The sequence below is a fragment of the Pseudomonas sp. GW822-FHT02E03 genome, assembly GCF_058802325.1.
This window is the reverse complement of sequence record NZ_JBXAOA010000014.1, coordinates 122243-144614: the sequence shown is the minus strand read 5'-3', so window position 1 is coordinate 144614 and position 22372 is coordinate 122243. Positions and strand designations below refer to the sequence as shown.

Sequence of the window (22372 nt, the reverse complement as noted above, 5' to 3'; positions counted from 1 at the left end):
CCCCCCCCCCCCCCCCCCCCCCCCCCCCCCCCCCCCCCCCCCCCCCCCCCCCCCCCCCCCCCCCCCCCCCCCCCCTGCACGACATTGCTTGTCGTTATAGAATTTGTGTTGGGTGTTATTTTGGGTTAGTTAAAAAGCCAACTTCCTATTTTCTGAATGTCTCGTTTGCTAATGTTTGGTTTGTTTTTTGAGTTTGTATAAGTTTTATCGTGAAGTGGCTTTGGTTGATTGTGAGGGTCTATTAGTGGTTTAAGGTATTTTTAGTATTTTATGTTGCTGCAAGCCTAGGCGCCATTTAGGATTGCTTTTGCAATATGTGATGGTTTTCTCAATATTATTTTTGGTGTTTGAGTTGTCCATGGGTTGGAGGTAGAAGTTTTTGAAGTCTAGATGCTCAAATTGATTGGGTATCGAGTCGGGTTGCGGGAATACAAGTTTTAATTCGTCACCTTTAGTTATTTTTAGTTGTGCGGTGGATTTTGGGCTTACACAGATCCAGTCAATACCTTTGGGTGGTGTGATAGTTCCGTTGGTCTCTACGGCAATGGTGAAATCCAATTCATGCAGAGCGACAATCAATGCGTCATCGACCTGAAGCAAAGGTTCTCCGCCGGTCAACACCACATACTTATTATATTGATGGGGTATAGGCCAAAACGAATCAATAGCATGCGCGAGAGCTTCAGCATTTCTGAATTTACCTCCACCTTTACCATCTGTTCCCACAAAGTCGGTGTCGCAGAATGTACAGATCGCGCTAGCCCTGTCCTGTTCCCGTCCCGACCAGAGGTTACATCCTGAAAATCGGCAGAATACCGCGGGTCGACCCGCTTGGTTGCCTTCGCCTTGAAGGGTGTAAAACATTTCTTTGATGCTGTAAGTCATTTTGTTTACTCATCTGATTCAGATGGGTGGCGGGTGCATTGATCCGCCACCGCGGAACCATCGTCAATCTCGTTCTTGAATGTACTGCTCATATCCAGTTTTGCGCAGTTCGCAAGCTGGGCACGTTCCACACCCGTAGCCCCATTCATGTTTCTGCTGTCGAGTCCCGAGGTAGCAGGTGTGGGACTCTTCTTGAATCAGGCTGACAAAATCTCGATTACCTAACTCTTCAGCCAAGCGCCAGGTCTGAGCTTTGTTAAGCCACATCAAGGGCGTTTCAATGATCACTGGAGCATCCATCCCGAGGCTCAAGGCCACCTGGGTGGCCTTGAGGGTGTTGTCCCGGCAGTCTGGGTAGCCTGAGTAGTCGGTTTCGCACATTCCCCCGACTAGCACTGTGAGGTCCCGTCGGTAGGCAATCGTGGCTGCGAACGTCAAAAACAGCAGATTCCTACCGGGTACAAACGTATTGGGAAGTCCATTCTTTTCAAATTCTATGGTCTTCTCAGCGGTCATCGCCGTATCGCTGATCTGGCCGAGTAATTTGAGGTCAAGTACGTGATCCTCGCCGAGTCGCTGGGCCCAGTTCGGAAATCTGTTACGTACCTCCTGCAAGATGTTCAGCCGACATTCGAGTTCAATTCGATGTCTCTGACCATAATCAAAACCAATGGTCTCGACGTTCTCGTAACGTTCCAGCGCCCAGGCAAGGCATGTGGTTGAGTCTTGTCCGCCTGAGAATAAAACTAAGGCTTTGGTGTGCATGCTGCTCTCCTCGGAACTGGGTTTGGATTTAGCGCCGTTTCAGTTCTTGCTTGAGTTTTTCGGTCAGATACTTGGTGAGCAATCCGATATCAGTGGGCGTGTTTTGGATACCGTTCCAGGGGCGGCGGTCGGTTTCAGAAATGTGCCAATCGCCACTTGTCCACGCCGTATGAGGTTTCAAAAGTTTTAGACCTTTGATAAAACCTTCCTTGCAGGTTGTGCCTTGATCGGAGTAAAGCAACTCCATAACGAAACTCAAAGAAACCAGGCCCGCCCCGTGCTTCAAACGTGAATTCCTGGGCGCTAGTCCTTCCCATTCTGATTTGAAAACTACACGCACTGCATGGAAGAAGTTGTTGATGAGTTCGATGCTGCGCCCCTCAAAGTCATCAAACTTCATGAAACTACGAATCGCGCCATCATTCGCAGAGTTCATCACGAACTTCTGCATCGCCATGTCGCTTAGTACTCCTTTGGGATTCGTATGTTGCTTGATCTCGCCAAATAGAGAGGAGTTAGGCAAAAAATTCAACAAATCAATAATGCGAGCAGCAAATTTACGACTGGTGAACCGTTCTGGCAGGCCGTCAACCGTCGGTAAAAGTTCATAGATTAGCGATTTTGGCAGCGGTCGCGTATTGTTGATGAGCACAAATTGCTGCCGCAACTCGTTGTAATCTTTACAAATTAATGCCGATACGAATACCTGGAATCCAGGTTTCTCCATCGTGGCAAGGGCACTGAGTCGTTGTTGTCCATCGACCACGAAGCCTGGCTTGGATTCGGCAGTATCAATAACGATTTCTACAATACCCTCGCCGAGGTCTTTAATTGTTACCCCATCCAGAAAGGCCAAGATAATTGCGTTAGGAAGCAATGCATCGTCGCGCTGAAGATAGTCACGAATATCTCTGATGTGCGACGCGACTTGATGGCGCTGAAAGCCTTTTAGGTGACCTTCTTCATCGCGGCCGACTCTCTCAATTTCAGAGAACTCTAAAATTTCATTTGGAGTGGCCGCAAACGAAAATACATCATGCCCGGAGGCCTGTTGGGCGCGCACACCCTTAAATCGATAGATCATTGTTTCGAAAGTTCCAGAGTTTTCTGAAGGTGGCGGTGGTACACGCCTAAGTTATGAAATCCGCGTCTTTTGTTTCGATTGCTGGCTCGAAAGATAATAGTTTCGATACCCGCTGACTGACAAATCGAACATTGGCATTTTTGCCACGGTTTATCTCTCAGCGTGGGTGAGATTAGTCGGACGTGCTTGGCGATTTCTTTTTCCATTTCTAATGATGACGATATTGAGCCGGAAAGAGTCAGTCGGAGATAGTCTACTAGCACGGCTAAAGTTGAATCAAAGTCGAGCAGGTTTTTATCGTAGTCGCGGATTGCTAGCAACGCTGCTTTTTCTTTGATTTGTAACTCTTCTGCGCTCAGAGTGCCTTTTTTTATTCCTTGCATCAGGCGTGGATTTTCAATCGCCTGCGGAATGCGAATAGCTGTGTAGTAATCCAGTTTGCTTGTATTGGTACCCATGTAGTAATTACACTTCGCATCTTTAAATGCGCGTATAAGGGGGGAGGTTGAGTCAAAACTGGTAATGCCATATCCGGTGAATTCATGGATGTTCTCAGCTTTAGCAAAACCCAGCAGATGAATATTTGTCTCGGGCTTAAGGACCGCTCGAAGCTCTCTCAGAACCTCATGGATTTGATCGACTTTCAAAGGTACTAGACCTCCGATCGCCAAGTAGCGATAACCCATGTCTTCGAGTTGTTTTGCCGCGTTCGCCATGCTTTGAGGAGACCAACCCTGCACCGCGCCCAGGGGTTCGAAGGGCCACTCCGCCTCCTTCACTAAACGCAGAAACTCTTGCGCATTTTTGAGCGTGATTTCATACCGAAACAGCACATCCTCCGACTGGCTCAGCGCTGGCGGATTGCTGGAGTCACAGTTGAATATGATGTGGTCTGGCGAGCAGCCATGGGTGAATCCCGCATCCGAGTAGAACTCTACTACTTCGCTTGGGCTATACGCAGGGGTAGGGTGTTCTACATAGGCAAAAGCCCCGCAGTCCCCTAGGACCATAGTATCTTTGAACTGAATGCCATCGAGTCGTAGAAATTTGCGTGCGCCTTCTCTCAAGAAGCGCTGCTGCTCGGAAGTCGAGTACCGAACCTTTGAATTAGCGACGCCATTTGCAGGTCGCACTGCGCTCATCGAGACCAAGAGCCCATCATAAGGGACGGGGGTCATCATTTCGTGCGCATACTGGTCATCCCAGTATCTCTTCCGGCCCGGCGCATTTCGATCGTTGATGAAATCGTAATCCGGGTCTACGTAGTCTTGGGTGTCGGCGTATAAAAATTTCATTGGTGAGCGCTGGTCATATAGAGGCGGATCAAGGTTTCTTGCAGCGCCTTGATATCTTGAGGGGTGCTTTGGATTTCATTCCACTGGACATTAATCATCGGCCACTGACCTGATGTCCATGCGCAGTAAGGGGCTACTCTGGCCAGTTCTTGTAACACGGCTTCGTAGGTTTCGCGCTGACCACCGATCTTGGCGTAGATCCGATCCATGAGCACGCCCATGGCGATGATTCCCGCGGAGTGCATAAGTCGACTGTTCTTCGATTCAAGTCCCCACGCCTCTGGAAACGTATCACGCACCGCTCGCCAAAAGGTCGTCAGTAGGTGGTACATGGACTCAACGTTCGCCGCACCGTCGATGCTGGAGGTGTAGGGAGCCAACGCCCCCAACGGATTACTGATGCTATTGCGGATCATCGTTATTACAGCGGTGTCAGTGATCACCGCTTTGCTATTTTGCTCGGACGACCGCTTTATGAGTTTGTGGAAAGGGGAGTTGGGATCGCGGCTAAGAAGCCCGCACAACTCAGCTGGTGCCTTGCGAGCACTCAGTTCGCGGGGCAAAAGGATGCTGCCTGTCTCCGGCAGTAGTTCGTTGATCAGTCGAGTGGGCAAGGGTTTGGCCTTGTTGACCAAAATAAATTGCTCGCGCTGGGTGGTCAGGCTGTCGGATACAAAACCGATCACTGGCACAGGAAGATCCGAATTGGCCGCTTTCGCCAACGCCAATGAGCGCTGTTGCCCGTCCACGATCCAGGCAGACCTCATTCCTTCCTCCCTGATAGGGATCGTCAGCGTACCCGCTTGCGAAAGCCCCGCATCGCCTGTCGGCTTACTTCCGCGTGCTGCAACAAAACGCAGGTCAGGAGACAGCGCTAAGATAATTGCATTGGGAAAAAGTACATTTCCCTGATTGAGGTACTCAGTGATCCCTTTGACATGACTCTTAATCTCGGGGCGCTGAAAACCCTTGAGGGGACTGCTGTCTTCGCGCGACAGGCGGCTGATGTCGGCAATTCGGACCAGGTCAGATCCCCTGATGAATAATGCATACACATCAAGGTTGTCGCCTTGCGTGGTGCGTAGTGCACGCACCACAATCGCATCTTCGCTCGTCATGCTTTGCTCTCTATGCTGTCTTGACCTTTGATGTCCTGCCAGATCCTCCGAAAGCGCGATTGCTCGCACGACACCAGGGCCTCGTCCCTTAAGTAGCGTAACAATCGGGTCGAACTGCCTTGGTAGTCAGCCCACACACACTCAAGCATGTAGGCAATTTCACTGTCCGATGCGCGCCGCCGGATGGTCGTTTTTGCTAGGGATAAAAGATCCATCGCCGCGCTGACGCTCTTTCGAGCGATCTCAGCAGGAGCACTCGACAGTTCAAGAATCTCAATGAAATGACGCAGGGCTCTCTGAGGGAAATCGTTGCGAGTGCCTGGTAGTGTTGAGGTTTCAAGGCGTTCGTCATATGGCATCGCGATGGGTCGTAAATGGCTGGGAAGCATCTCGATGCCTGGGCGCGAAGTGAAAATTCTAAGCTTGTCGATCTGCGTGTCCCTGATTTTTCCAAGGTCTTCGCCTATCAACTGGACATAGTTTGAAGAGAGAGCAATGAGCACCAAGTCGATGTCGGGTTGGCTGACGAGGTCCGCTAGGGCGCTTCCCTTTGATTGGGTGACATTCACGGCTTCCCACCAATCTGATGCGCGCACACCCAATTTTTCGAGACGTGGGATGATAGAATTCGGATCCTGAGCCACCGTCAGGTTGTAGGGTGGACATCTCTGATCGCCTTCAATCAACCCTAAGCCGGTCGACGCAAACATTAGCTTCGCGTTCAACTTCGTTGCTACGCGCCTCGCGTCAGAAACGCTTCTGCCCACGTAAAGTGAAGATGCCATCAGAGTGGTGGGACGTTCGTCTATTTGCCCCTTCCACGCCTTTGCCATGGCTGCAATCGATGAATAACACTCGTCGTTCAGCACCACCGGCGGTAGGCCGTCGAGACGTTTTCGATTGGTGCAGTTGGTGATGATGACGGTTCTCATGGGAAAACTGTAGGCCTGTTTTGACGGGTGTTGCATTTATCTGAGGCTGACAATTTACCATTTAATAACTGTATGGGCCAATGCGCTTAGGCTAGTTTTTATGCGGAAGGGTTGGTATAAGAGCCTCAATACTGCTGCTACCCCTCTTTCTGGGGGGCCGTTTGATGAAGGAAGAGACTCATTGCTTAAGTTCAGCGCAATCAAGGCGTTACAGAGCCCAACCCACCAAGTGGTATCGTTTGCGGCTACCGTTGAGCAGATTTTGGCGATCGCTAGCATCGACCGAGTCAAGCGTGATGATCGTGGCGCCCTTCATGGCTTTCAACGGCCACAGGTGTCCAAGCACATACGAGAGATCCGCGACTACCTCTCCCGTCCCGATGCGGTAATGCCCAATGCTGTGGTGTTAGCGTTTACCAGTGGAGTCCGGGTGGTGGAAGGAAATGGAGCCTATGCAGAAATTGAGGTGGATATTTCATCCGGCCCTCCTGGGTTCGTTGTGGATGGTCAGCAGCGCCTATCTGCGTTAGCTGGGCTCGAGGGGAGTTCGTTCCAGCTACTGGTGTCTGCTCTTGTGTGTGAAAATCAGGAAGAGCTTCGCCGGCAATTCATTCTCGTCAACAACACCAGTCCATTACCGAAGTCGCTGGTATATGAACTGCTCCCGTCTGTCAGCGGCCTTCCATTCAGAATGACTTCCCGCGCCCGCGCAGCCCGCATCGTGGAAATGTTGAATTATGACGATCGATCTTCTTTGCAAGGACAGATTAAGCAGCATACCAACCCCTCAGGGGTCATCGGTGATACGTCGCTCCAGAAACTGGTAATGAATTCCCTATCCGACGGTTACTGTCGGGAGGTGATTGAGTTGTCAGGAGGTGAGGATCGGTGTTTCTTGGCTATCAGTGAGTTTTTCCAGGCCGTCCAGGAAGTGTTTGGAAATGCTTGGCATGGTCATACACCTAAAAGCTCTCGTCTGGTCCATAGCGCGGGGATTATTTCCATGGGGTTCGTCATGGAGCAACTGTGTGCCACAGGAGCGCCACTGGCCCCAGTATTCAAGTTAGGCCTTAGAAAGCTCCAAGGATATACAGCTTGGACGCTCGATTCGGGAGAGTGGTCCTTTAAAACAGGTAATCGGCCATGGAATGGAGTTCAGAATTTACATGGCGATATTCATCTTTTGACTGATCATTTGACCAGGGTGGTTCGAAGTTCGGAACTCGTACCTAGCTAACTGGTGCTCATTACTAATATTTAGGAGGCATTATGACTACTTTGGTTTCCTCGAATCTGTCTCCAGCCCTGGCCAGTGACGCCAGTGTAAAAGAGTTCTCAGAAGTCATTCTTCATCTATCCATGGCTTTTCAGGAGGCATTGAGGAGGCTTGCAGGGCAGGACGAAGCTTTCCCTTCGGAAGGTTATGGCATGCTGACTGAAGCCTACGGTTTGCGGACGCGTGCGAATATTCTCTACCTGACGCCATCTACCCATGTGGTGCAGGCATTAAATTTTTCCCAAACCGCTATGCTGGGGAAATTCGAGGAAATATTGAATTGTCTGAGTGATATAACCGACTTGCACACGGTTAACTCCATTTTGGTTTCCGTGATCACCATTGCATCAGCGCTGGGTGAGGGGCGAGCCAAAGTTGTAGAGTTTTTGTTTGAAACGTTATGCGTCGACCTTGAGTCTTGGAAGGTTTAGTCTAGCTATTTTGTTTTTTGTCGCGTGAGATACGGGAGGGATCTGTGGAGATTTTTAAAGAGTTCGTTTTTGAGGCCGCTCATCGACTGCCCAATGTTCCAGAAGGGCACAAATGTGGGCGTCTGCATGGTCACTCCTTTCGTATTGCAATTTATATTGATGGCCCTGTCGATAGGACGTCGGGTTGGGTCAGGGATTTTTCCGAGATAAAGGAAATTTTCGCGCCTCTGTATGAACGCTTAGATCACAATTATCTTAATGAAATTCCCGGACTGGAAAATCCGACGAGCGAGGTTTTAGCTGTTTGGGTTTGGCAGGAGCTGAAGCCATTACTTCCCGAACTATCCGCAGTACGTATTCACGAGACATGTACAAGTGGATGTATTTATAGAGGGCCGGAGGTGTAACCACTCTCGTGTAAAGAAAGTAGAGCTATGCTCAGTGTGTAATTCACCGGATAGGTCTAGACTTTGATTGTTGAGTTTGGTGGTTAATTTCCTTGCCAGGTTCGGCACTCGGCTCTGTATGGAGGTGGATATGGTCAAGCCTAACAACGGTCGAGGTAAAAGTGCTAGGCGTGCTCGGACTCGCTCACCATAACTCCGCCCCGGTCATATTTTTCAATGATCTCGGTCGGTAGCGAAAGCCCCGGCCTTTTTCATTTGTGAGTTTCCCCCACCTTTTATCCGTGTGCAGCATCGACAGATGTCGATGCTGCACAGTAGTGGAGCGGAGGCTGAGCTTATTTACTCATCTGATCCATCATGAGTGCAGATGGGATAAGTAAGGTGTTGGTGTAATAGGCTTGTATGCGATCCATAAACCCCACATGCCGTATGGCAGTGGTATGACATCAGGTATCCGAGTCGGATACATGCTCCACTTGAGTTCTTACCCCAAACAACCGGTCGGCTATCTGCCGACCTCACTCCAGCCCTTCAGCCGTCAACCAAATCGATTTGTTCTTGTTCACCGGATTACTGATAAAACCATGTTCATGCAATCGGCTCATGGTCTCAAAGTCGAACCCTTTCCAAGCGAGCTCTCGAATATTAGAGCACAACAATTGATCGAGACGATTCGAATCAGAAAGTTGCCTCACCGGCTCCAGTGCCAGGTGGTTCGTTGGATGCTTGGCGAATCGCTTCAGCCAGATCACATTGCCCCCACCCGGCGGCTTGCTGACGTTAACCAAGCAGACTCGTCAGCTCCGCAAGCGCCGGGCTAAGGAAAAAAAACCAGCAAAAACACCCGCTTCCAGATGGATGGCTGATTGTGTAACTTGTTGATACAAATATGAATCTGTATTATTTAGTTTCATATCAAGGGTGCGAGGGAGTGCATTGCCCATATAAAAATAAGGTCAAGGTAATGCTCAAAATGCTACTCGTGTACGGTCATCTGATTGCCACCTGTATTGCTCTGGGGAGGGTGTTACAGGCGGATCAAAAGCTATGGAGCTGGCGCAAGGATGTGTTGAGTGAGGTGCAGCGTGAGTACCTCGAAGAGACCCAAAAAATCGTCACGCTCGCGTTATTGGCTCTTTGGGGAAGTGGCTTGCTACTGGTGCTCCAGGGTTACCTCTATGAGGGGAGCGCGTATCTGCTCAATCAAAAGCTCTGGGCCAAGGTGAGTATTGTCGTGCTGCTTAGCCTCAATGGCGCGTTGTTGCATCGGATCGGTTTCCCGCTGTTGCAGAAGGCCCCTTTTGTCTTGTTACGCAACTCCGGCCGCACTCGCCTCGCTCTCTTGGGCGCTCTCTCTATGAGCAGCTGGCTATTTGCTGCTTTCCTGGGGGTAGCTCGAGCGTGGAATCACGTACTGCCTTACTTGCATGTGATGGGTGCTTTTGCTCTGTTCTTGTTGGTTGCCTGTGTAGTGGCGCTGATAGTCGCCAGTGCAGCGGGCGTCAGGGGAGATGAGTGGTCACGTACAGGCAGCAAGTGAAGCTTGGTCAGTTGTTCCTTCTCGTTTCTGCGGTGCTGCCCTTGCGGTCTTTCGAGGTGATGCGAGTTCAAACTGTCCTCAATAAGTGAACAAATGTGCCGCCGCTACGGCGGCACAGGTGGATCAAGAGGTTGAATACTCGAGATACAGTCTTTCGAGCGCCTCTTGGTATTTATCTCCCTTCAAAGTTTTTTTCAGCACTGCCAGGGCCTCGAGCGCTGAAGCCGCAGCCAGCGCCTCGTTTTCTCCCCGATATGCGGCGCGCAGCCTTGCTGCTGCAATTATCGATTCTTCAGTCGTTGGCATGTTATTGCCCTCGAAGGATTGAACCTCACTGATAGTCGCAACCCTCAACGATTTCAAGTCCAAGGTGAGCGCTCCACCGAAAGGCCTTGGCCTGTTCAATGAGGGCGATCCCGATCAGCTTTGCACCGCACCCACCCCACCCATTGCCACTGATTTATTCCGCACGCTCCTATACAACACGCTGGACACCATGAATCCAACAATGGCCAACAGGCTCATCAAGCTGAAGACATAGTTGTAGCCTTGCTGACCCGGGAAATGGTCGAGGATTGCGCCGTAGATGACATAAGCGAACATGCCGGGTGCGTAGCCGATCAGGCAGCCGATACCGAAGGCTGACCCGGTGATGTGCGAAGGGATGCCGACTTCACCCATGGGCGCCCAGAACACGCCGCGCATGGAAAACACAATCAGCGCGAAGGACAGTGTGGCGGCCATGCCTGCGTAGATAAAGCTCGGGCTTTTCGGGATCAGCAGGATGACGCCCATCAGCGGCAGCAAGGCCAGGAATGCCCATTTCAGATAGCGGCTGGTGCTCTTGAATTGCTTGTCGGCAATGAACCCGCCGGCGGGGCCACCGAGGATTTTGAGGAAGTACTGATTGATGATGCCGTAGGCGCCCACCAGTGCCACGGGCAGCCCGTACATTTCCTTGAGGTAGGGAATGAAATAGGTCAGGCCACAGTAGACGATGTAGACCATGAACACGTTGAGGCTGACCAGCCAGATACCCGGCACCTTGATGGCTTCGAGCAGGTTCGCCAAACCGTTCTTCGGCTTGGCAATCGACTGTGCGCTGCCGCCCTTGAGCAAGAACCAGGTCAGGGTTCCGGCCAGAATGTCGATGACCGAGTAGAAGAGGATGGCCGATTTCAGCCCGGTTTCACCAGAGCCCATGGCGACGAAAACGCCCAGTGCAGAAAAGGCGACCAAGGTATCAATGACGCCACGCCCACCTTCCAACAGTCCAAACAAGCGACCCTGTTCCTGATCGTCACCCAGGTTGCGGATGGCTTTGAGCAGCGAGGGCCAAAAGAAGCAATCGGCGCAGACGGCCAGCAGGCTGAATACGATCAGCAGATTGCTGAAGGGCGGAAAGGTCGCCAGATACAGCCCCAGGCCGCCGGTACCGATCAGGCCGATGGGAATCATTTTGCGCGTGTCGTAGCGGTCGGCGAGCATGCCGCCGACGACAAACAGTGCGGTGGCGATGATGGCGTTGGCGCTCAGCAGCAGGCCGATTTCAGTGTGGCTCAAGCCCATGAATTCTTGCATGGGTACATAGAAGGCGTCCTTGAGGTTCGCCAGCTTGTAGATGGTGCCACCACCGAGGATGAGAATAAGGAATCTGAGCCATTTGGCCTTGTCACGAGTTGTCATTATTGTTCTCCAGGCGTAATTGGGTAGTAACGTCAGGTTCAGGCGCTTTCGTGGTTGGCCAGGGTCAACTCGGCCAGGGTTCGGAACTCGGCCAGCAGGCCTCGTACATAAGCGACCTGGTTGTTCGCCCAACGGTGTTCGTCGGCGAGCATTCGTTCGAGCGAGTAGCCGTCCGGGAGGGGGGTGTCACTCATTTCCCGGTACGCAATGAATGGATCGGCAGCCTCAAAGGTCTGGCGGAACGCCGGGGCGACGTAGTGATTTTCCTGCTCAAGGATGAACGCGATCACTTGCGGGGTTGCGTCGCCGAGCATCAACAGTTCGAACAGCATGCGGGCGCTTGGCAGATCGTCTTCGTCGCTGCCCTGCAGCACGCCGTAATGGCCGAAGCCGTTGTGCTCGGGGACGATGCGCACACCCTTGAGGTGGGTCTGGCGTATGTGCGGCGCCAGGGTGCGCAGTGCCGGCAGGGGCTGTTCGCAGGCGTTGATCATGTTGCCGAAGTCGAACAAGGCATGCAGCCGTGGGTGGTTTAGCCGGCTCAGGAGTTGCGCGATCTCGGCGCTCTTGAGTTCCTCATGCTGCTCGAAGTCGAAGAACAGGTCGTGCTCATCTGCCTGCTGCGCAAGGTAGTGCAGGTCTGACTCGATCACGTCCATGACCCGGGACAGCGTCCCCTCGTAGCGTGAGTAAACGCGGATGTTGCGAACCCCAAGCGCCTTGGCGATGGCGATCACTTGATCGACATCTTTTTTCAGCGTGCTGCTGATTTCCAGGTGCACATCCAGTGCGAGCGCATTGGCCTTGTCGGCAAACGCTTGCAACTGTGCGGGCGTCATTTGGCTCAGGCTGTTTTCTTCGCCGTCGAGCAAGTGCAGGCTCAGACCCTGCAACTCGTGGCGATAGGCGAAGTCCAGCAAATCGGCTGGCGTGACACGGCCATGGGTGAGGTTGGTCAGCAAGGGATAGGCATGGGCAAACAAGCGCATCTGCCCAAGGCGGTCGAGCAGTTGGCGGGCCAGTGCTTCAGTCAGTAGGGGAGGTGTTCCTGCCTCGGCAGCCTTGTGGCTGAGCAAGGCATTGAATCGCTCTTGGATCTTATTGTTCATTCGAGTCGTTCCTGGTCAGACGCCGGGTCTACCGGCGCAGCCTTTATCGCGCCAGTCAGGAACTCTCGATAGATCCATTATCAGTTAAATCATAAGACCACTTGCCTAGCTTCAAGTGGCCTGCAGGTACCCCATTTTGCTCAAGGCCCGGGCGAGCGCTGCGACGCGTTCCTGCGCCTGGCCCTCAGGCGTACCGGCGAAACCGATGAGCAGGGCAGGTGGCAGGACATGCTCGAGGCAGTAGTCGCTCAGGGCATAGGTGTGGATGTTGTGCCGGGCCAGTTCCCTGGCGATGGCGTCGTCATCAAGCGTGGGTGGCAGCCAGGCGATCAGGTGCATGCCGGCTTCCACCGGAGTGATATTGAAGAAGCCGCCCAGCTGTTGCTGAAGTTGCTCGAGCAGTGCTTGCTGGCGAGCCTGATACAGCGCACGCATGCGGCGAATATGGCCGAGGAAGTGGCCTTCGCGCATGAAGTCCGCCGTCGTCGCCTGGAGCAGCGTGGGCGGGCTGCGATCCATGACCGCGCGCAGGGTACAGAAGGGTTCGATCAGGGCTTGCGGCAGTATCACGTAACCCAGTCTTAGCGAGGGGAAGAGCACTTTGCTGAAGGTGCCGACGTAGATCACTCGCGCCATCCGGTCCATGGCGTAGAGCGCGGGGAGGAGGCGGCCGCTGTAGCGAAATTCACTGTCGCAATCGTCCTCGATGATCCAGCTCTGATACTGCGCGGCCCAGTCGATGAGTGCCTGGCGCCGCGCATAACTCATGGTCACGCCCAAGGGATGCTGGCGAGATGGCGTGGTGAACACCAGTCGGGCGTCAGGGCACTCGGCCAGGCCTTGCTGAATATCAATTCCTTGTTCATCGATCCGCAACGGGACCACCTGAGCCCCTTGGGCCTGCAACGCAATGCGCGCCGCGATGTGTCCCGGGTCTTCCATCCATACGCTGTCCTGCGGATTGAGCAATAGCATGCCCAACAGGTTGAAGGCTTGCTGGGCCCCTGAAACGATCACCACCTGCTCGGCGCTGCAATCGATGCCACGGGCATCAAAAACGTACTCGGCAATCGCCGCGCGCAAGGCCTGTAACCCTTGCAGTTCGCCATAGCCAAGCATGGCCTTGGTCGGCTTGAGCAGGTGGCGGTTCATCAAGCGCCGCCACACCGCGAGGGGGAACGCGTCGTAGGTACTGTGGCTGGGCAGGAATGAGGTGGGGGTCGCAGGATCCCAATCGGTATAGGAAACCCCGCGAAAGTGACTGCTGCGCAGCGACAGCATGGATTGGCTCAGGTCGGACAGGCGCGGTGGCTGGCGCTGCTCTTCGTCGGCAATCCCTCGGCTCTCCCACTCATCGCCGACATAGGTACCGGCCCCAGTGCGCGAGGCCAGGAAACCTTCGGCAATCAGCTGATCGAATGCATTGAGAATGGTGATCCGCGACAGCGCCAATTCCTTGCTCAGGGTCCGCGTCGACGGCAGGCGCACGCCCCCTTGCATCTTTCCGCTGAGAATCTGTTTGCGAATCTGCAAATAGAGTTGGCGGTACAGGGGGATGGCGCTGGCACGGTCCAGCTCGATAGCCGACAGCAGCAAACCTGCAGGGGATTTCATTACATGCTCGTCTGGAGGGAGGTGGTTTGACCTGGAACACCATCAGGTACCCGCAGGGTATCGAGAGGCACTGGATAAGTCATCCATGGCAGCTGTTGATGCAGTGCTCACTGTCATGAAATGAAAAGCCATTGTCGTCTGATGAGAAGCGACTCACCAGACGGCGTCCTACAGTCCAATCAGCGCAATTCGACGCAGCAGCCCAACTTGAGACTGGAGAATAAGAAAAAATGGCCAAAGCCGTACGCTTCTACGAAACCGGTGGTCCCGAAGTCCTTCGTTATGAAGAGGTCGAAGTCGGCGATCCCGGTCCAGGCCAGGTTCGTCTTCGTCATGTGGCGGTGGGCCTGAACTATGCCGACACCTACTTTCGCAATGGCACTTACCCGATCCCGATGCCCAACGGCATGGGGGTTGAAGCGTCCGGTGTGGTCCAGGCCATCGGCGCAGGGGTGACCAACGTACAAGTCGGTGATCGCGTCACCTACACCGGTTTTCTCAATACATTGGGCGCCTACAGCACCGAGCGTCTGATCCCGGCCGCGCCGCTGATCAAGCTGCCGGAAACCATCAGTTTCGAGACCGCCGCAGCCATGACCATGCGCGGCTTGACGTCCTCGTACCTGATGCGACGCATTTACGACTTCAAGCCCGGCGACAGCATTCTGCTGCACGCCGCTGCCGGTGGCGTGGGCCTGATTGTTTCACAGTGGGCCAAGCTGCTCGGTCTGAACGTCATTGGCACCGTGTCCACCGAGGCCAAAGGTGAAATCGCCCTGGCCCATGGCTGCGAGCATGTCATCAACTACAGCCATGAAGACGTCGCCCAGCGCGTTCGCGAGCTGACGGATGGCGTGGGGGTCAACGTGGTGTTCGACAGTGTCGGCAAGAACACCTTCATGGGCTCCCTGGACTCGCTCAAGCGTCGCGGCCTGATGGTCTGTGTCGGCACGGCATCCGGCCCGATCCCGGCTTTCGATCCGGTACTGCTGGCGATGAAAGGTTCACTGTTCCTGACCCGTCCGGCCCTGGCCGATTACATCGCCGATCCGGCGGAAAAAGCCGCGTTGGCGGGCGAGTTGTTCGACCATGTTGGCAGCGGTCGAATCAAGATCGAGATCAACCAGCACTATGCTTTGCAGGATGCCGTGCAGGCCCATCGCGACCTGGAATCACGCAAAACCACGGGCTCATCGATTTTCGTCATTTAAGGGAGTTGTCTGCCATGAAAGTCGAACAATTGACCTGCAACATTGGCGCGGAACTGGTGGGCGTCAACCTCGCCGATGCAGTCCATGACGACGGTCTTTTTGCCGAGATTCGTGCTCAGTTGCTCAAGCATCGGGTGGTGTTCCTGCGTGATCAGGACATCACACGCGACGAGCATGTGGCCTTCGCCCGACGCTTTGGCGAACTGGAGGATCATCCGGTGGCCGGCAGTGATCCGGATCATCCAGGGCTGGTGCGCATCTACAAGAATCCGGACCAGCCGATGGACCGCTACGAAAACGCCTGGCACACCGACGCGACCTGGCGCGAGGCGCCACCGATGGGCTGTGTGCTGCGTTGCGTAGAGTGCCCTCCGGTAGGCGGCGACACCATGTGGGCCAACATGGTCGAGGCCTATGCGCGCTTGCCCGAAGACGTGAAGGTGAAGATCGCCGACCTGCGCGCGCGCCATAGCATCGAAGCGAGTTTCGGTGCCGCCATGCCGATCGAAAAGCGTCTGGCGCTCAAGGCGATGTATCCGGATGCCGAGCACCCGGTGGTGCGCACCCACCCGGAAACCGGGGAAAAGGTGCTGTTCGTCAACGCCTTCACGACGCACTTGAGCAACTACCACACCCCCGAGCGGGTGCGCTTCGGCCAGGACGCCAATCCGGGCGCAAGTGAGCTGTTGCGCTACCTGATCAGCCAGGCCTACATCCCCGAGTATCAGGTGCGCTGGCGCTGGAAACCCAACAGCATCGCCATCTGGGACAACCGCAGTACCCAGCACTACGCCGTCATGGATTACCCGCCGTGCCATCGCAAGATGGAACGCGCCGGCATCATCGGCGACAAGACTTACTGATCGACCGCAACTGCATTCGCACTCGTAAACACGCCTGCCCGGCACGATCCCGGGTGGGCGGAACAATCATAAGAATAGGAGTAACTCATGCAATTCTTCGACGATTCCCTGCACCCGGAAAACATGGAAAAGGTGGTGATCACCGTGGCCCCGTATGGCCCCGAGTGGATGCCGGAAGATTTCCCTGAAGACATCCCGCTGACCATGGACGAGCAGGTGCAGAAGGCGGTTGAGTGTTATGAGGCGGGTGCAACGGTATTGCACCTGCACGTGCGTGAACTGGACGGCAAGGGTTCCAAGCGTCTGTCCAAGTTCAACGAATTGATCGCCGGTGTGCGTGAAGCCGTGCCGGACATGATCATCCAGGTCGGTGGTTCGATTTCCTTCGCGCCGGAAAGCGATGGTGAAGCCGCCAAGTGGCTGTCTGACGATACCCGGCACATGCTGGCCGAGCTGACGCCAAAACCGGATCAGGTCACGGTGGCCATCAACACCACCCAGATGAACATCATGGAGCTGCTGTATCCGGAATATCTGGAAGGCACATCCCTGGCCAATCCTGCCTATCAGGCGGCGTACAGCGAAATGACCGTACCGGCCGGCCCGGCCTGGGTCGCCGAGCACCTCAAGCGTCTGATGGACAACGGCATCCAGCCGCATTTCCAGCTGACCGGCATGCATGCCATGGAAACCCTCGAGCGTCTGGTGCGCAAGGGTGTCTACAAGGGCCCGTTGAACCTGACCTGGATCGGCATCGGCGGCGGTTTCGATGGCCCCAATCCGTTCAACTTTTTCAACTTCATCCATCGCGCGCCAGACGGTTGCACATTGACCTCCGAGTCGCTGCTCAAAAACGTCATGCCGTTCAACACCATGGCGATGGCCATGGGTATGCACCCGCGTGTGGGCAATGAAGACACTATCATTGATCACAAGGGCGATCGTTTCGGCTCGGTTGCGCAGATCAAGCAAACCGTACGCATCGCCCATGAACTGGGTCGCGAAATCGCCACGGGTAAAGAAGCCCGTGAGATCTACCGCATCGGTGTGCAGTACCAAAGCATCGAAGAAACCCTGTTGGCCAATGGCATGGCCCCCAACCGCAAGGCCGGGCAGAAAGGTGTGCCACAACGCGGCTGATCGGCAGACGAAGCGGGGGGCAATGGCCTCCCGCTCGCTGCACTGCAACACGCTTGATAACAACAATAAAACGAAGCTTTGAGGAGGCTGAATGGCCTTTCACCCAATCGCCGCAGACGATGATGACTGCAGTGGCGTCGGCGTTGCGCGCAAGTACGCCTGGATCGTCTTTGCGCTGACGTTCGGTTTGTTGATTTCCGATTACATGTCGCGTCAGGTGCTGAACGCGGTGTTCCCGATGCTCAAGGGCGAATGGGCCCTGAGCGACGGCCAGCTCGGCCTGCTCAGTGGCATTGTCGCCCTGATGGTGGGGCTGCTGACCATTCCCCTGTCATTGCTGGCGGATCGCTTCGGCCGGGTAAAAAGCCTGGCGCTGATGGCTTTGCTGTGGAGCCTGGCGACGCTGGGCTGCGCATTGGCGCAGGACTACCAGCAGATGTTCATTGCACGGTTCATGGTCGGCGTCGGTGAAGCGGCGTACGGCAGCGTCGGCATCGCCGTGGTGATCTCGGTGTTTCCCAAACACATGCGTGCAACGCTTGCCAGTGCGTTCATGGCGGGTGGCATGTTCGGTTCGGTGTTAGGGATGGCGCTGGGTGGTGCAATCGCCGCCAAGCTTGGCTGGCGCTGGTCGTTTGCCGGCATGGCGCTGTTTGGCCTGCTGCTGGCGGTGCTTTACCCGGTCATCGTCAAGGAAGCACGCATTGCGCCGCAACGTGCCGCTCAGGCGGCGAACAAGACGGCTGCCGCGGTCAAGCGTCCGTTGCGTACGCTGTTTTCCAGCCGCTCGGTGATCGCGGCCTACATCGGCAGTGGCTTGCAACTGTTCGTCGGCGGCACCGTCATTGTGTGGATGCCCAGTTACCTCAATCGTTATTACGACATGGCCACCGACAAGGCAGGTGGCCTCGCCGCGATCATCGTGCTGTGCAGCGGTGCGGGGATGATCCTGTGCGGCATGCTCAGTGATCGACTGTGCCGCCATTCGCCGGAGCGCAAAGTCGCTTTGGCCATCGCCTATTGCCTGGGCAGTTGCCTGCTGCTGTCGGCGGCGTTCGCGCTGCCGGCGGGGCCTGGGCAATTGGTGCTGATCTGCCTGGGCATGTTGATTGCCGCCGGCACGACCGGCCCTTGTGGAGCCATGGTTGCCAACCTGACCCATTACTCGGTCCATGGCACGGCCTTCGCCACGCTGACCCTGGCCAACAACATGCTGGGGCTGGCGCCTGGGCCGTTCATCACCGGCAGGGTGTCCGACCTTATCGGCTTGCAGTCTGCTTTTCAGCTGGTGCCACTGGTCAGCATCGCGGCTGCGGCCGTGTTCTTTTATGCCAAGTGTCATTACCACAAGGACATTGCCCGGCTTAAGGGCGAGCAAGTTCTCGATTCGATTGGCAAAGCGGCGTTAGAGGTGAAGTTGTGAGTGTTCGTTTACGTATTGATGTGTTTTTCGATTTCATCTGCCCGTGGTGCCTGATCGGCAAGCGTCAACTGGAGCATGCGCAGGTACAGTTTCGCAGTCGCCACCCGGATGTGCAGATCACCACGGTGTGGCATGGCGTGCAGTTGCTGCCTCAGTTGCCGGTACAAGGTGAGCCCTTCGCCGACTTCTATCGCAAGCGTCTGGGCAATGCCGACGCCGTGGCCATGCGCCAGGCCCAGGTACAGCAGGCTGCTGCTGCGGTCGGATTGACCATTGACTTGAGCCGCATCGCGACAATGCCTAACACCGCAGACGCTCATCGTTTCTTCGAGCGTGCCTGCGAGCTAGGCAATGTTGCCCAGCGTGACATCTTGCTCGAGCGCCTGTTCGCCGCTTATTTCCAGAAGGGCGAAGACCTGGGTTGCCGTGAGACCTTGCTCGCGATTGCCCGCTCCTGCGGCATTGATGTCGAGGCCTTGGCCGACTGCCTGATGGGTGACGCCACTCCATTTGCTGGGTCACTCGGGGCGAGCAGTGGCGTGCCGAGCTTTCAGTTCGACCGCCGCATGACGGTGGTGGGCGCGCAACCTGCAGTGGCATTGCTCGGGGCCATGAGCCAGGCACTGAAAGAAAGTACTCGCAAGCAGCAATCGGCATGAGTCTTCGTATTCCCGTGCCTGCCGGAAAACTCCCGCAGGCAGGCGGTCGTGCGCTGTTCGAATTCGATGGCAAAAGCCTGGCGTTATTCAACGTTGAAGGTGACTTGTTCGCCATCGACGACAGTTGCCCGCATCAGGGCGCCTCGCTGTGTGGCGGGCGTCTTGAGGGGCGGGTGATTCAGTGCTGCGCCCATGGCCTGCGCTTCGATCTGCGCAGCGGTTACTTGCTCAATTCAACCCAGCTAAAAGTCGCCAACTACCCCGTCGAGATCATTGACGGCCAGGTATTCATCGTCATCGTTCCCGAGGAGTCCGTGCCATGAGCACTATCGCTCTCACCCGTATCCACAGCCGAACGCGCGAATTGGCGCCGGGTTTTGTCGTCAGTCTGATCGTGGCGGCGGCCGCGTCCTTTTTGTCCGAGCATTACGGCGCGCCGGTGATGCTGTTTGCCTTGCTGTTGGGCATGGCGCTGAACTTCCTGGCCGGTGATGGCGCCTGCAAGGCTGGCATCGAATTCACGGCACGTACGGTGTTGCGCATTGGCGTGGCGTTGCTGGGCATGCGCATCACGCTCGAACAGATTGCCGCGCTGGGCTGGAAGCCTGTGGCGCTGGTGGTGATTGTGGTGGTGGTGACGATCGGCGTCTCGGTGATTGCGGCCAAGGCGCTGGGGTTTCAACGCTTGTTCGGCATGCTGACGGGCGGGGCCACTGCGATTTGTGGTGCGTCGGCGGCGTTGGCGCTGGCGGCGGCATTGCCGAACCATCCGCAGAAAGAACGCGCAACGTTGTTCACGGTGATCGGGGTGTCGGCGCTGTCGACCCTGGCGATGATTGTGTACCCGATGATTGCCAACTGGCTGTCGTTGTCGCCGCAAGTGGCGGGCGTGTTCCTGGGGGCGACCATCCACGATGTCGCCCAGGTGGTCGGCGCCGGTTACAGCATGTCGACCGAGACCGGCGATACGGCCACGGTGATCAAGCTGATGCGGGTTGCCATGCTGCTGCCAGTGATCGTCTGCGCCGCGATGATTACCCGCATGCAAGGCGCCGACCCGGCCGGCAAACGACCGCCGCTGCTGCCATGGTTCGCCGTCGGGTTTCTGATTCTGGCCTGTATCAACAGCACCGGCTGGATAGCCCCGGTGGTGCAGGGATCGGTCAATGACTTGTCGCGCTGGTTCCTGGTGGTTTCCATCAGCGCCCTGGGCATGAAAACCCAGCTCAAGGAGCTGGCGGCGGTGGGCATCAAGCCGATCCTGTTGATGGTGGGGGAGACGGTGTTCCTTGTCGTGCTGGTGCTGCTGTTGCTGCGCTGGGGTCTTTAAGCCCGTTAAAAAATACTGGCAGCCGTAATGCTATCCCGTAGGAGCTGTCGAGCTTGCGAGGCTGCGATCGGCTGCGAAGCAGTCGTAAAACCAGAACCTGCGGTGCATCAGGCAAACCGCGTCAGCCGGATTCACGACTGCTTCGCAGCCGATCGCAGCCTCGCAAGCTCGACAGCTGCTACAGCCGGACCTGGTTCCACATTGCAGAGGGACTCCTCGGCCGGTGTGTCATAAACACCGGTTCTTTTACGGCGACTGTGCCAGCAGTCGCCGTTTTTTTTTGCCTGTCCTGCGTCCGCTTCAGGAGTCGCTGGAGCCGGGCAGGGTGCTCAGGTCCGACGGTGCTTTGACGGGGTGCTTTTGTGCGCTGCGCCATGCGGCGGGCGGCATGCCGAACTGGGTGATGAACCAGCGGGTGAAAGAACTCGCCATGGAGTAGCCGAGCATGTCGGCGATTCGGCCCAACGAGTAATTCGGGTTTTCCAGGTAGCGCAACACCAGATCGCGGCGCACGTCGTTGATCAGGTCGTTGAAGGCGCAGCCGTCGTCTTTCAGGCGACGTTGCAGGGTGCGTACGTTCATGCCCTGGGTCTGGGCGATCTGCTCGATGGTGGCGCGTCCCATCGGCAGCAGCAGATAGATGGCTTTGCGCACCTCGAACAGCATCGAAGGACCTTCGTGGCTGAGCAGCGAGTCGAGGTAGCTCTGGGCGTAGCGGGCCATGGCCGGGTCGGCATTGGGGTTGGTCACGTCGAGGCTGGCGTCGGAGCAGACAATGCCATTGAACTCGCTGCCGAATTCCAGCTTGCAACCGAACAGGCGCCGATGCAGTTGCAGGTTGTCGGGAGGCTGGTGCGTGAAGTTGACGCTGTAAGGGTGCCAGTGGCTGCCGAGCAGCGCGGCGCACAGGCGGAACATCACGCCGATGGCCAGTTCGGTGGCTTGCCGGCTGGGCATCGGCGATTCGGTGACCACCTCTTCGCGAATGATCACCATCTTGCCGGCCTCTTCAATGAAGATGGCCAATGAGTCGTTCATCAGATGACGGTAATGCACCACGACCTGCAAGGCATCTCGCAGCGTTCGCTGGTGGCTGAGCAGCAGGCTGACCACGCCGAAGTCCGAAAGCTGACGCGACTCGGCCATGCTCAGGCCGAAGCTCTGGCAGCCACTGGCGGCGGCCGAATCTTCCAGCAGGCGTACGGCGGCATCAATGGGGATGCGGTGTTCGGGCGCTTGCAGCAGCGCTTTACTCAGGCCGACGCCGGCCAGCACATCACGTGGGTTGAACCCCAGGTATTGGGTGACCTCCAGGTAGTTGGTCAAGACAGCGGCGCGAACAAGCTTGGGCATGCGAAGGTCTTTCCTGGGCCAGTTGCGATTCGGGTGAGCGTGGCGACTATATCCAGCACATCAGCAATTGAACAGTTGTGACGTTGTCGAGGGCGCTCGCCCAATTCTGTCCAGAAGCCCCTGCGTTGTTGTCGAGCAATCGACGCTCACCCATTGATTACAGTGACCCACAGAGAAGCTGCGGGGCTTTTCGACCAATGGTCGGGGCACGCCAGCCTCGGCAAATCTGTCATGAAAAGAAAAGTGCCTGA

General features: G+C 55.8%; 23 protein-coding genes. 11 read left to right on the top strand and 12 right to left on the bottom strand.

What is annotated here, in order from left to right; all coding sequences use genetic code 11:
* Positions 1 to 249: 249 nt before the first annotated feature.
* The 6 genes from queE to AC1RQB_RS13460 all read right to left on the bottom strand — a co-directional run bounded on the left by queE (position 250) and on the right by AC1RQB_RS13460 (position 6079).
* Positions 250 to 885 carry a 7-carboxy-7-deazaguanine synthase gene (queE, locus tag AC1RQB_RS13485; protein WP_063340406.1) on the bottom strand — a complete coding sequence of 212 codons (636 nt, stop codon included), beginning with the start codon at positions 883 to 885 and terminating at the stop codon, positions 250 to 252.
* A gap of 63 nt (positions 886 to 948) precedes the next feature.
* Positions 949 to 1650 carry a 7-cyano-7-deazaguanine synthase QueC gene (gene queC, locus AC1RQB_RS13480; protein ID WP_063340405.1) on the bottom strand — a complete coding sequence of 234 codons (702 nt, stop codon included), beginning with the start codon at positions 1648 to 1650 and terminating at the stop codon, positions 949 to 951.
* 28 nt (positions 1651 to 1678) lie between these two features.
* On the bottom strand, positions 1679 to 2734 hold the full coding sequence (gene dbpB / locus AC1RQB_RS13475) for a DGQHR domain-containing protein DpdB (protein WP_063340404.1): 1056 nt from the start codon (positions 2732 to 2734) through the stop codon (positions 1679 to 1681).
* Positions 2731 to 4029, bottom strand: a complete 1299-nt coding sequence (gene dpdA, locus AC1RQB_RS13470) for a tRNA-guanine transglycosylase DpdA (RefSeq protein ID WP_063340403.1) — start codon at positions 4027 to 4029, stop codon at positions 2731 to 2733. Before dpdA ends, dbpB (AC1RQB_RS13475) begins: the two co-directional genes overlap by 4 nt.
* A complete protein-coding gene (dbpB, locus tag AC1RQB_RS13465; RefSeq protein ID WP_063340402.1) occupies positions 4026 to 5147 on the bottom strand; it encodes a DGQHR domain-containing protein DpdB in 1122 nt (373 codons plus the stop codon). The genes dpdA and dbpB (AC1RQB_RS13465) overlap by 4 nt, the downstream gene beginning before the upstream one ends.
* Positions 5144 to 6079, bottom strand: coding sequence for a hypothetical protein (locus AC1RQB_RS13460; RefSeq protein WP_131815873.1), 936 nt, complete (start codon positions 6077 to 6079; stop codon positions 5144 to 5146). The genes dbpB (AC1RQB_RS13465) and AC1RQB_RS13460 overlap by 4 nt, the downstream gene beginning before the upstream one ends.
* A gap of 181 nt (positions 6080 to 6260) precedes the next feature.
* On the opposite strand from AC1RQB_RS13460, the gene dbpB (AC1RQB_RS13455) reads away from it, so the two are divergent.
* Genes dbpB (AC1RQB_RS13455) through queD form a run of 3 tightly spaced genes read left to right on the top strand, consistent with a single transcriptional unit; the run spans position 6261 to position 8193 of the window.
* Positions 6261 to 7316, top strand: coding sequence for a DGQHR domain-containing protein DpdB (dbpB, locus tag AC1RQB_RS13455; RefSeq protein WP_095974524.1), 1056 nt, complete (start codon positions 6261 to 6263; stop codon positions 7314 to 7316).
* Positions 7317 to 7348: 32 nt separating this feature from the next.
* Positions 7349 to 7786, top strand: coding sequence for a hypothetical protein (locus AC1RQB_RS13450; protein WP_063340400.1), 438 nt, complete (start codon positions 7349 to 7351; stop codon positions 7784 to 7786).
* A 44-nt stretch (positions 7787 to 7830) separates the two neighbouring features.
* Entirely contained in the window at positions 7831 to 8193 is a 363-nt protein-coding gene (queD, locus tag AC1RQB_RS13445; protein ID WP_081235185.1) for a 6-carboxytetrahydropterin synthase QueD, read from the top strand.
* Between the two features lie 518 nt (positions 8194 to 8711).
* Here queD and AC1RQB_RS13440 read toward each other — a convergent pair.
* Positions 8712 to 8981 carry a DUF6429 family protein gene (locus AC1RQB_RS13440; protein ID WP_198537175.1) on the bottom strand — a complete coding sequence of 90 codons (270 nt, stop codon included), beginning with the start codon at positions 8979 to 8981 and terminating at the stop codon, positions 8712 to 8714.
* Between the two features lie 176 nt (positions 8982 to 9157).
* On the opposite strand from AC1RQB_RS13440, the gene AC1RQB_RS13435 reads away from it, so the two are divergent.
* Positions 9158 to 9733 carry a hypothetical protein gene (locus AC1RQB_RS13435; protein WP_063340399.1) on the top strand — a complete coding sequence of 192 codons (576 nt, stop codon included), beginning with the start codon at positions 9158 to 9160 and terminating at the stop codon, positions 9731 to 9733.
* 123 nt (positions 9734 to 9856) lie between these two features.
* Here AC1RQB_RS13435 and AC1RQB_RS13430 read toward each other — a convergent pair whose 3' ends face one another.
* The 4 genes from AC1RQB_RS13430 to pdxR all read right to left on the bottom strand — a co-directional run bounded on the left by AC1RQB_RS13430 (position 9857) and on the right by pdxR (position 14142).
* Positions 9857 to 10102, bottom strand: a complete 246-nt coding sequence (locus AC1RQB_RS13430) for a hypothetical protein (protein WP_008072387.1) — start codon at positions 10100 to 10102, stop codon at positions 9857 to 9859.
* 51 nt (positions 10103 to 10153) lie between these two features.
* Positions 10154 to 11419, bottom strand: a complete 1266-nt coding sequence (locus tag AC1RQB_RS13425; RefSeq protein ID WP_008072386.1) for an MFS transporter — start codon at positions 11417 to 11419, stop codon at positions 10154 to 10156.
* Between the two features lie 38 nt (positions 11420 to 11457).
* Positions 11458 to 12528, bottom strand: a complete 1071-nt coding sequence (locus AC1RQB_RS13420; protein WP_063340398.1) for a sugar phosphate isomerase/epimerase family protein — start codon at positions 12526 to 12528, stop codon at positions 11458 to 11460.
* Between the two features lie 111 nt (positions 12529 to 12639).
* Positions 12640 to 14142: a MocR-like pyridoxine biosynthesis transcription factor PdxR gene (pdxR, locus tag AC1RQB_RS13415; protein ID WP_063340397.1), complete on the bottom strand. Its 1503-nt coding sequence runs from the start codon at positions 14140 to 14142 to the stop codon at positions 12640 to 12642.
* Between the two features lie 230 nt (positions 14143 to 14372).
* Between pdxR and AC1RQB_RS13410 the strand changes: the two genes are divergently transcribed.
* The 7 genes from AC1RQB_RS13410 to AC1RQB_RS13380 all read left to right on the top strand — a co-directional run bounded on the left by AC1RQB_RS13410 (position 14373) and on the right by AC1RQB_RS13380 (position 20768).
* Complete coding sequence (locus AC1RQB_RS13410) at positions 14373 to 15353, top strand: quinone oxidoreductase family protein (protein WP_063340396.1); 981 nt, start codon at positions 14373 to 14375, stop codon at positions 15351 to 15353.
* Positions 15354 to 15367: 14 nt separating this feature from the next.
* Entirely contained in the window at positions 15368 to 16216 is an 849-nt protein-coding gene (locus tag AC1RQB_RS13405; RefSeq protein ID WP_008072382.1) for a TauD/TfdA dioxygenase family protein, read from the top strand.
* Positions 16217 to 16303: 87 nt separating this feature from the next.
* On the top strand, positions 16304 to 17356 hold the full coding sequence (locus AC1RQB_RS13400) for a beta-keto acid cleavage family enzyme (RefSeq protein ID WP_007897069.1): 1053 nt from the start codon (positions 16304 to 16306) through the stop codon (positions 17354 to 17356).
* Between the two features lie 91 nt (positions 17357 to 17447).
* Complete coding sequence (locus tag AC1RQB_RS13395) at positions 17448 to 18779, top strand: MFS transporter (RefSeq protein WP_063340395.1); 1332 nt, start codon at positions 17448 to 17450, stop codon at positions 18777 to 18779.
* Complete coding sequence (locus AC1RQB_RS13390; protein WP_063340394.1) at positions 18776 to 19438, top strand: DsbA family oxidoreductase; 663 nt, start codon at positions 18776 to 18778, stop codon at positions 19436 to 19438. The genes AC1RQB_RS13395 and AC1RQB_RS13390 overlap by 4 nt, the downstream gene beginning before the upstream one ends.
* Entirely contained in the window at positions 19435 to 19761 is a 327-nt protein-coding gene (locus AC1RQB_RS13385; protein WP_008072378.1) for a Rieske (2Fe-2S) protein, read from the top strand. Before AC1RQB_RS13390 ends, AC1RQB_RS13385 begins: the two co-directional genes overlap by 4 nt.
* Positions 19758 to 20768 carry a YeiH family protein gene (locus tag AC1RQB_RS13380; RefSeq protein WP_063340393.1) on the top strand — a complete coding sequence of 337 codons (1011 nt, stop codon included), beginning with the start codon at positions 19758 to 19760 and terminating at the stop codon, positions 20766 to 20768. The genes AC1RQB_RS13385 and AC1RQB_RS13380 overlap by 4 nt, the downstream gene beginning before the upstream one ends.
* Positions 20769 to 21068: 300 nt before the next feature.
* Here AC1RQB_RS13380 and AC1RQB_RS13375 read toward each other — a convergent pair whose 3' ends face one another.
* Entirely contained in the window at positions 21069 to 22121 is a 1053-nt protein-coding gene (locus tag AC1RQB_RS13375; RefSeq protein ID WP_063340392.1) for an AraC family transcriptional regulator, read from the bottom strand.
* Between the last annotated feature and the right edge of the window lie 251 nt (positions 22122 to 22372).

Excerpts from the sequence above, each read along its gene's own strand:
- queE (WP_063340406.1), bottom strand. The coding sequence starts at position 885 with ATGACTTACAGCATCAAAGAAATGTTTTACACCCTTCAAGGCGAAGGC.
- queC (WP_063340405.1), bottom strand. The coding sequence starts at position 1,650 with ATGCACACCAAAGCCTTAGTTTTATTCTCAGGCGGACAAGACTCAACC.
- dbpB (WP_063340404.1), bottom strand. The coding sequence starts at position 2,734 with ATGATCTATCGATTTAAGGGTGTGCGCGCCCAACAGGCCTCCGGGCAT.
- dpdA (WP_063340403.1), bottom strand. The coding sequence starts at position 4,029 with ATGAAATTTTTATACGCCGACACCCAAGACTACGTAGACCCGGATTAC.
- dbpB (WP_063340402.1), bottom strand. The coding sequence starts at position 5,147 with ATGACGAGCGAAGATGCGATTGTGGTGCGTGCACTACGCACCACGCAA.
- AC1RQB_RS13460 (WP_131815873.1), bottom strand. The coding sequence starts at position 6,079 with ATGAGAACCGTCATCATCACCAACTGCACCAATCGAAAACGTCTCGAC.
- AC1RQB_RS13450 (WP_063340400.1), top strand. The coding sequence starts at position 7,349 with ATGACTACTTTGGTTTCCTCGAATCTGTCTCCAGCCCTGGCCAGTGAC.
- AC1RQB_RS13435 (WP_063340399.1), top strand. The coding sequence starts at position 9,158 with ATGCTCAAAATGCTACTCGTGTACGGTCATCTGATTGCCACCTGTATT.
- AC1RQB_RS13425 (WP_008072386.1), bottom strand. The coding sequence starts at position 11,419 with ATGACAACTCGTGACAAGGCCAAATGGCTCAGATTCCTTATTCTCATC.
- AC1RQB_RS13420 (WP_063340398.1), bottom strand. The coding sequence starts at position 12,528 with ATGAACAATAAGATCCAAGAGCGATTCAATGCCTTGCTCAGCCACAAG.
- pdxR (WP_063340397.1), bottom strand. The coding sequence starts at position 14,142 with ATGAAATCCCCTGCAGGTTTGCTGCTGTCGGCTATCGAGCTGGACCGT.
- AC1RQB_RS13410 (WP_063340396.1), top strand. The coding sequence starts at position 14,373 with ATGGCCAAAGCCGTACGCTTCTACGAAACCGGTGGTCCCGAAGTCCTT.
- AC1RQB_RS13405 (WP_008072382.1), top strand. The coding sequence starts at position 15,368 with ATGAAAGTCGAACAATTGACCTGCAACATTGGCGCGGAACTGGTGGGC.
- AC1RQB_RS13400 (WP_007897069.1), top strand. The coding sequence starts at position 16,304 with ATGCAATTCTTCGACGATTCCCTGCACCCGGAAAACATGGAAAAGGTG.
- AC1RQB_RS13395 (WP_063340395.1), top strand. The coding sequence starts at position 17,448 with ATGGCCTTTCACCCAATCGCCGCAGACGATGATGACTGCAGTGGCGTC.
- AC1RQB_RS13385 (WP_008072378.1), top strand. The coding sequence starts at position 19,435 with ATGAGTCTTCGTATTCCCGTGCCTGCCGGAAAACTCCCGCAGGCAGGC.
- AC1RQB_RS13380 (WP_063340393.1), top strand. The coding sequence starts at position 19,758 with ATGAGCACTATCGCTCTCACCCGTATCCACAGCCGAACGCGCGAATTG.
- AC1RQB_RS13375 (WP_063340392.1), bottom strand. The coding sequence starts at position 22,121 with ATGCCCAAGCTTGTTCGCGCCGCTGTCTTGACCAACTACCTGGAGGTC.